Origin of the sequence: Clostridium sp. AF35-15, assembly GCF_003477745.1 — a bacterium.
GTDB lineage: Bacteria > Bacillota > Clostridia > Lachnospirales > Lachnospiraceae > Otoolea > Otoolea fessa.
Map to the genome: position 1 here is coordinate 308 of NZ_QUDY01000029.1, position 331 is coordinate 638.

Here is a 331-nt window from a genome sequence, read left to right on the forward strand (position 1 = left end):
AAGCATTTGCTTTTTTTGCTTTCCTCAGAAACCATTTGCTTTTTATCAGAAGCATTTTCTTTTGGTCTTCCGCCTTTCTTCCCTGCTTCCGATCTGGCGGCACATGCTTCTTTGTAGCGCTGGCTGTCCGCATCCAGCTGCTGTTTAATAAGCTCGAACACAAACGCCAGCGCCGGATCTTCCGGAACAGCATCCGGGTCTTTCTGATAGGCGTAGATCGCTTTAATGAGTTCGCCCGCCTGCTCGTTGCTCATCTTTTCGATGGCAGCGCCCCAGCTCTCATACATGACAAAAGACTTCTTATCACTCATCCAAGCCCATCTCCTTTCCC

Annotated in this window: 1 protein-coding gene; it reads right to left on the minus strand. The window is 49.2% G+C overall.

Annotation, left to right across the window (positions count from 1 at the left end; genetic code table 11):
* On the minus strand, positions 1-311 hold a 311-nt coding region (locus DWZ76_RS14905; RefSeq protein ID WP_207663661.1), incomplete at its 3' end, for a DUF6291 domain-containing protein.
* Positions 312-331 lie beyond the last annotated feature (20 nt).